Source organism: Streptomyces laculatispora, from assembly GCF_017353455.1.
GTDB lineage: Bacteria > Actinomycetota > Actinomycetes > Streptomycetales > Streptomycetaceae > Streptomyces > Streptomyces laculatispora.
In genome coordinates, this window is the sequence record NZ_JAFMPZ010000121.1 from 1 (window position 1) to 6,364 (window position 6,364).

Here is a 6,364-nt window from a genome sequence, read left to right on the forward strand (position 1 = left end):
TCCGGAGGCGTGGGGGCCGGTGGGGCACACGAAAAATGGGGTTCGAGCGTGCGAGCTCGAACCCCACCGACGGAGACCATGATAGGCACTCGTGCGCATGTTCACCCACTTGGGTGCATGAACATGCGGTTTGTCCGGGTCAGTGCCCGGCCAGCGTCGCGACCAGCACCGCCTTGATCGTGTGCATCCGGTTCTCCGCCTCGTCGAAGACGACCGAGTGGGCGGACTCGAAGACCTCGTCGCTGACCTCCAGCTCGGTCAGACCGTGCCTGAGGTGAATCTCCCGCCCCACCTTGGTGCCGAGGTCGTGGTAGGCCGGGAGGCAGTGCAGGAACTTCACGTCGGCGTTGCCGCTGGCCCGCAGGACGTCCATGGTGACGGCATACGGCGCGAGGGCGGCGATGCGCTCGTCCCAGACCTCCTTGGGCTCCCCCATCGAGACCCAGACGTCGGTGGCGACGAAGTCGGCGCCGCGCACGCCCTCGGCGATGTCCTCGGTGAGCGTGACGGTCGCCCCGCTGCCCTCGGCGAGCCTGCGGGCCTCCGCGACGATCCCGTCGGCGGGCCAGTAGGCCTTCGGCGCGACGATCCGTACGTCCATGCCCAGCAGGGCACCGGTGACCAGGTAGGAGTTGCCCATGTTGAACCGGGCGTCACCGAGGTAGGCGAAGGCGATCCGCTCCAGCGGCTTCGCACTGTGCTCGGTCATGGTGAGGCAGTCGGCGAGCATCTGGGTGGGGTGCCAGTCGTCGGAGAGCCCGTTGAAGACGGGCACCCCGCCGTACGCGGCCAGTTCCTCGATGGCCGCCTGGCTGTCACCGCGGTACTCGATGCCGTCGAACATCCGGCCGAGGACACGCGCGGTGTCCTTCACCGACTCCTTGTGACCCATCTGGGAGCCGGACGGGTCGAGGTACGTCGTGGCCGCGCCCTGATCGGCGGCGGCCACCTCGAACGCGCACCGGGTGCGGGTCGAGGTCTTCTCGAAGATCAGCGCGATGTTCCGGCCGCGCAGCCGCTGCACCTCGGTCCCCGCCTTCTTCGCGGCCTTCAGCTCTGCGGCCAGGTCGATCAGTCCGCGGAACTCCTCGGCCGTGAAGTCCAGCTCCTTGATGAAGTGGCGGCCTGCGAGGTCTATGGCCATGGTGACTGCTCCTGGGTCGGGCGGGGGGACGCATACGCTAACCCTGGAAGTCTATACGATGCAGTGCATCGCTATACAGGCCGCTTCCGGTGTCCCGCCCACCCACGCCGCGCACCCCGGGCATGCCGCGCCGCGGCCCGGCGGTCACACCGGATCGCGGACCACCGGACAGCTCATGCACCGGGGTCCGCCCCGGCCCCGGCCCAGTTCGCTGCCGCGGATCTCGATGACCTCGATTCCTTCGTTGCGCAGGTGGGTGTTGGTGGTGGCATTGCGCTCGTAGGCGACGACGACGCCCGGTTCGACGGCCAGGACGTTGCAGCCGTCGTCCCACTGCTCGCGCTCGGCGGCGTGCACGTCCTGGATGGCGGTGAGGACCCGGATCGAGTCCAGCCCCAGCGCCTCGGCGATGGCGCGGTGCATGTGCTCGGGCGGATGGTCGGTGACCTTGAGGTCACGAGGGCCGGCTCCCGGCTCGATGGTGTACGAGCGGAGCATGCCCAGGCCCGCGTACTTGGTGAAGGTGTCCCCGTCGACCATCGTCATCACCGTGTCCAGGTGCATGAACGCCCGGCTCTTGGGCATGTCGAGCGCCACGATCGTCCGGGCGGACCCGGCGTCGAAGAGTCCGCGGGCCAGCATCTCCACCGCCTGCGGGGTGGTGCGCTCACTCATCCCGATGAGGACGGCGCCCCGGCCGATGACCAGGACGTCGCCGCCCTCGATGGTGGAGGGGTAGTCGTCCTGCCCCTGCGACCAGTGGTGGAAGGCGCCCGCGTCGGGGCCGGTGAAGAGCGGATGGTGCCCGTAGATCGCCTCGAAGTGGACCGTCTCGCGCTGCCGGGCCGGCCAGCGCATGGCGTTGATGGAGACCCCGTCGTAGATCCAGGCCGAGGTGTCGCGGGTGAAGAGGTGGTTCGGCAGCGGCCCGAGCAGGAAGTCGTCCAGGTCCATGACGTGGAAGCGGACCGAGGTCGGCTCGTGGTACCGCTCCAGGAACTCCCGTTTGGTCATCCCGCCGACCAGCGCCTCGCAGAGTTCGGTGGCGGACAGCTCCTCGAAGGCGGCCCGCAGGTGTTCGGTGGCGAGCGGGCCGTACTCCTTCTCCTCGAAGACGCGGTCCAGCACGAGCCGCCGGGCCACCGGGATCTCCAGCGACTCACGGAGCAGGTCCCCGAAGAGGTGCACCTCGACGCCGCGCTCGCGCAGCACGTCCGCGAAGCCGTCGTGCTCCTGGCGGGCCCGGCGCACCCAGAGCACGTCGTCGAAGAGCAGCGCGTCCTTGTTGCTCGGGGTGAGCCGTTTCAGTTCCAGATCGGGGCGGTGCACGATGACGCGGCGCAGCCGCCCGGCCTCGGAGTCGACATGGAATCCCATGCCCACATCCTCACCGCGCGGAGCGCCGTTCACCCGGCGAATCGCCTGCCGGTTCTTCCGGCGGGCCCGGGGGCGTGGCCCGGGCCCGCCGGGCGGGCCCGGGCCCGCCGGGCGGGCCCTACAGCCGGGGGTCCACCGGCTCCGACTCCAGCGCCAGCACCGCGAAGACCGCCTCGTGCACCCGCCACAGCGGCTCACCCTCGGCCAGCCGGTCCAGGGCTTCGAGACCCAGGGCGTACTCACGCAGGGCGAGCGACCGCTTGTGGCCGAGGAACCGGCCGCGCAGCCTGTCCAGGTTCTCCGGACGGGTGTACTCGGGTCCGTAGATGATCCGCAGGTACTCCCGGCCGCGCACCTTGATGCCGGGCTGGACCAGCCGGCCCTTGCCGTCCCTGACGAGCGCGCCGAGCGGCTTGACCACCATGCCCTCGCCGCCGCGGCCGGTCATCTCCCGCCACCAGTCGATGCCGGAGCGGACCGACGCCTCGTCGGCGGTGTCGACGACGAGCCGCCGGGTGACCTGGAGCAGCCCCGTGGGGTCGTGCTCCACCAGCCGGTCCAGCCAGGCCAGCTGCTCGTCATGGGGAACGGCGGCGAGCGAGCGGCCCTGCACGGCGAGGATCTGGAACGGTGCCAGCCGCACCCCGTCCAGCCCCTCGGTGCTCCAGCAGTAGCGGCGGTAGGCCTCGGTGAACGCGGCCGCGTCCTGCGCCCGGCCGTGCTGCCGGTCCGCGAGCGCGCCGACGTCGATGCCGCGCTCCACCGCTGCCGCGAGGGCCGCTTCGGCCGCGGGGAACACGGCGCCCGACGCGGCGCCGACCGCCGCGTACTGCGAGCGGAGCAGCCCGGCCGCCTTGAGGGACCAGGGCATCAGCTCGGCGTCGAGCAGCACCCAGTCGGTGTCCCACTCCTCCCACAGCCCGGCGGCGGTGACCGCCGCGCGCAGCCGGCCGAGGACGGCCTCGGTCACCGCGGCGTCGTCCAGGAACGGGCGTCCGGTGCGGGTGTGCAGGGCGCCCGTCGGGCCTCCAACGCCTCCGGAAGCGGGGAGTGTGTCCCCCGTGCCGAAGCGTTCCCGTGCCACGTCCGCGTCCCGGCAGACCAGGGCCACCGCCCGTGAGCCCATGTGCTTCTCCTCGCACACGACCCTGGTCACGCCGTCCGCCAGGTACTGGGCGAACGCCTCGGCAGGATGCTCCAGGTAGCCCTCCTCCTTCGAGGTGGCCGTCGGCGCCATGGTCGGCGGCAGGTAGGCGAGCAGCCGGGGGTCGACGGCGAACCGGCTCATGACCTCCAGCGCGGCCGCCGCGTTCTCCTCGCGCACCGCGACGCGGCCCATGTGCCGGGTCTCCACGATCCGGCGGCCCCGCACATCGGCGAGGTCCAGCGGACGGCCTTCACGGCCGCCCGGCGCCTCGGTGGTCAGCGGCTTCACCGGCTCGTACCAGACCTGCTCGGCCGGTACGTCGACGAGTTCGCGCTCCGGCCAGCGCAGCGCGGTCATCTTCCCGCCGAAGACGGCGCCGGTGTCCAGGCAGATGGTGTTGTTGACCCAGGAGGTGGTGGGCACGGGGGTGTGGCCGTAGACGACTGCGGCGCGGCCCCGGTACTCCTCCGCCCACGGGTAGCGCACCGGCAGGCCGAACTCGTCGGTCTCGCCGGTGGTGTCGCCGTACAGTGCGTGCGAGCGGACCCGCCCGGAGGTGCGCCCGTGGTACTTCTCGGGCAGCCCGGCGTGGCAGACGACCAGCTTGCCGCCGTCCAGCACGTAGTGGCTGACGAGCCCGTCGACGAACTCCTTCACCTGCTCCCGGAATTCCGGGCCCCGGGCGTCCTCCCGCTCCAACTGCTCGATGGTCTCGGCGAGTCCGTGGGTCTGCTGGACCTTGCGGCCCTTGAGGTAGCGGCCGAGCTTGTTCTCGTGGTTGCCGGGCACACAGAGCGCGTCGCCGTCCGACACCATCGACATCACACGGCGCAACACGCCAGGGCTGTCGGGCCCGCGGTCGACGAGGTCGCCGACGAAGACCGCCGTACGCCCTTCGGGGTGCGCGCCGTCCACGTAGCCGAGCTTGCCGAGCAGGGTCTCCAGCTCGGAGCTGCAGCCATGGATGTCACCGATGATGTCGAAGGGACCGGTGAGATGGCGGAGGTCGTTATAGCGGCGCTCCCGCACGACTTCCGCGCGCCCGGCCTCGTCCTCGGTGCGCAGGATGTGGACCTTGCGGAAGCCCTCGCGCTCCAGACCGCGCAGCGAGCGGCGCAGCTCGCGGCGGTGGCGCTGGACGACGTGGCGGGGCATGTCGGCGCGGTCCGGGCGGGCCGCGTTGCGTGCGAGGCAGACCTCCTCGGGCAGGTCGAGCACGATCGCGATGGGCAGCACGTCGTGTTCCCTGGCCAGCTTCACCAGCTGACGGCGGCTCTCGGGCTGGACGTTCGTGGCGTCGACGACGGTCAGCCGTCCGGCGGCCAGGCGCTTGCCGGCGATGTAGTGCAGGACGTCGAAGGCGTCCCGGCTCGCGCTCTGGTCGTTCTCGTCGTCGGCGACGAGGCCCCGGCAGAAGTCCGAGGAGATGATCTCGGTCGGCTTGAAGTGCCGATGGGCGAAGGTGGACTTGCCCGAACCGCTCGCCCCGATGAGGACCACGAGGGAGAGGTCGGTCACCGGCAGGGTGCGCGTGGTGCTTTCGCTGATGTTGTCGCCGGTGCTGTGACCGGAGCTTTCGCTGGCACCGGCGCTCGTGCTGTCACTCGTGCTGCTCATGCGGCTTTCGCCTCCTTCTGGGTCTCGTCGGCCGCGGTCATGGTGAACACGGCCATCTGGGTGGGCGGCCCCACCTCGGGGTCGTCGGGGCCCACGGGCACGAACTCCACCGTGTACCCGTGCCGGCGGGCCACTTCGCCCGCCCAGTCCCGGAACTCGGCCCGGGTCCATTCGAACCGGTGGTCGCCGTGCCGGACGTGCCCGGCCGGGAGCGTCTCCCAGCGGACGTTGTACTCGACGTTCGGCGTGGTCACCAGCACGGTGCGGGGACGGGCCGAGCCGAATACCGCGTACTCCAGCGCAGGCAGCCGCGGCAGGTCGAGATGCTCGATGACCTCGCTGAGCACCGCCGCGTCGTACCCCTTGAGCCGCTTGTCGGTGTACGTGAGCGAGCCCTGCTGAAGCGTCACGCGGGCTGCCTGCCGCTCCCCCATCCGGTCCAGCTTCAGCCGGCGCGAGGCGATGGTGAGGGCGCGCATCGAGACGTCGACCCCGACGATCTCCGTGAATCGCACGTCCTTCATCAGCGCCTGCACCAACTGGCCCTGTCCACAGCCCAGGTCGAGCACCCGGCTCGCCCCGGCACCGCTCAGCGCGGCCAGGATCGCGGTCCGCCGCTGCTCGGCGAGCGGCACCGGGCGCTCCTCGGTGTCGGCCGTTTCGTCGACCGCGTTGTCGATGCTCTCGACGTCGAGGTCGTCCGACTCGGCGAGCCGCACCAGCTCCAGCCGCTCCATCGCCTGCCTGGTCAGCCCCCAGCGGCGGGCCAGGTACCGGCTGGTGATCAGCTTCTGCTCGGGGTGATCGGCCAGCCAGCCCTCACCGGCGCGCAGCAGCTTGTCCACCTCGTCCGGCGACACCCAGTAGTGCTTGGCGTCGTCGAGCACCGGCAGCAGGACATACAACTGCCGCAGCGCGTCCGCCAGCCGCAGCTCGCCTTCCAGCAGGAGCCGTACGTACCGCGAGTCCCCCCACTCGGGGAACTGCTCGTCCAGCGGTACGGCCACCGCGTCCACCCGCGACCAGCCGAGCGGCCCGAAGAGCTTGCGCACCAGCTCGGCACCACCACGGGCCGGGAG

At 71.2% G+C, this 6,364-nt stretch carries 4 protein-coding genes; all 4 read right to left on the reverse strand.

The window, feature by feature from the left end:
- Positions 1 to 139: 139 nt before the first annotated feature.
- Entirely contained in the window at positions 140 to 1,144 is a 1,005-nt protein-coding gene (gene argF / locus J1C73_RS07270; protein ID WP_207315616.1) for an ornithine carbamoyltransferase, read from the reverse strand.
- Between the two features lie 144 nt (positions 1,145 to 1,288).
- Complete coding sequence (locus J1C73_RS07275; RefSeq protein WP_207315617.1) at positions 1,289 to 2,521, reverse strand: arginine deiminase; 1,233 nt, start codon at positions 2,519 to 2,521, stop codon at positions 1,289 to 1,291.
- A 118-nt stretch (positions 2,522 to 2,639) separates the two neighbouring features.
- On the reverse strand, positions 2,640 to 5,285 hold the full coding sequence (locus tag J1C73_RS07280; protein WP_242643841.1) for a polynucleotide kinase-phosphatase: 2,646 nt from the start codon (positions 5,283 to 5,285) through the stop codon (positions 2,640 to 2,642).
- Positions 5,282 to 6,364 (reverse strand): 3' terminal RNA ribose 2'-O-methyltransferase Hen1 (locus J1C73_RS07285; RefSeq protein WP_207315618.1); only part of this gene is annotated, 1,083 nt, incomplete at its 5' end. The genes J1C73_RS07280 and J1C73_RS07285, both read right to left, overlap by 4 nt.

What these genes read in the sequence shown, in the direction of transcription:
- argF (WP_207315616.1), bottom strand. Translation starts at nt 1,144, where the DNA reads ATGGCCATAGACCTCGCAGGCCGCCACTTCATCAAGGAGCTGGACTTC.
- J1C73_RS07275 (WP_207315617.1), bottom strand. Translation starts at nt 2,521, where the DNA reads ATGGGATTCCATGTCGACTCCGAGGCCGGGCGGCTGCGCCGCGTCATC.
- J1C73_RS07280 (WP_242643841.1), bottom strand. Translation starts at nt 5,285, where the DNA reads ATGAGCAGCACGAGTGACAGCACGAGCGCCGGTGCCAGCGAAAGCTCC.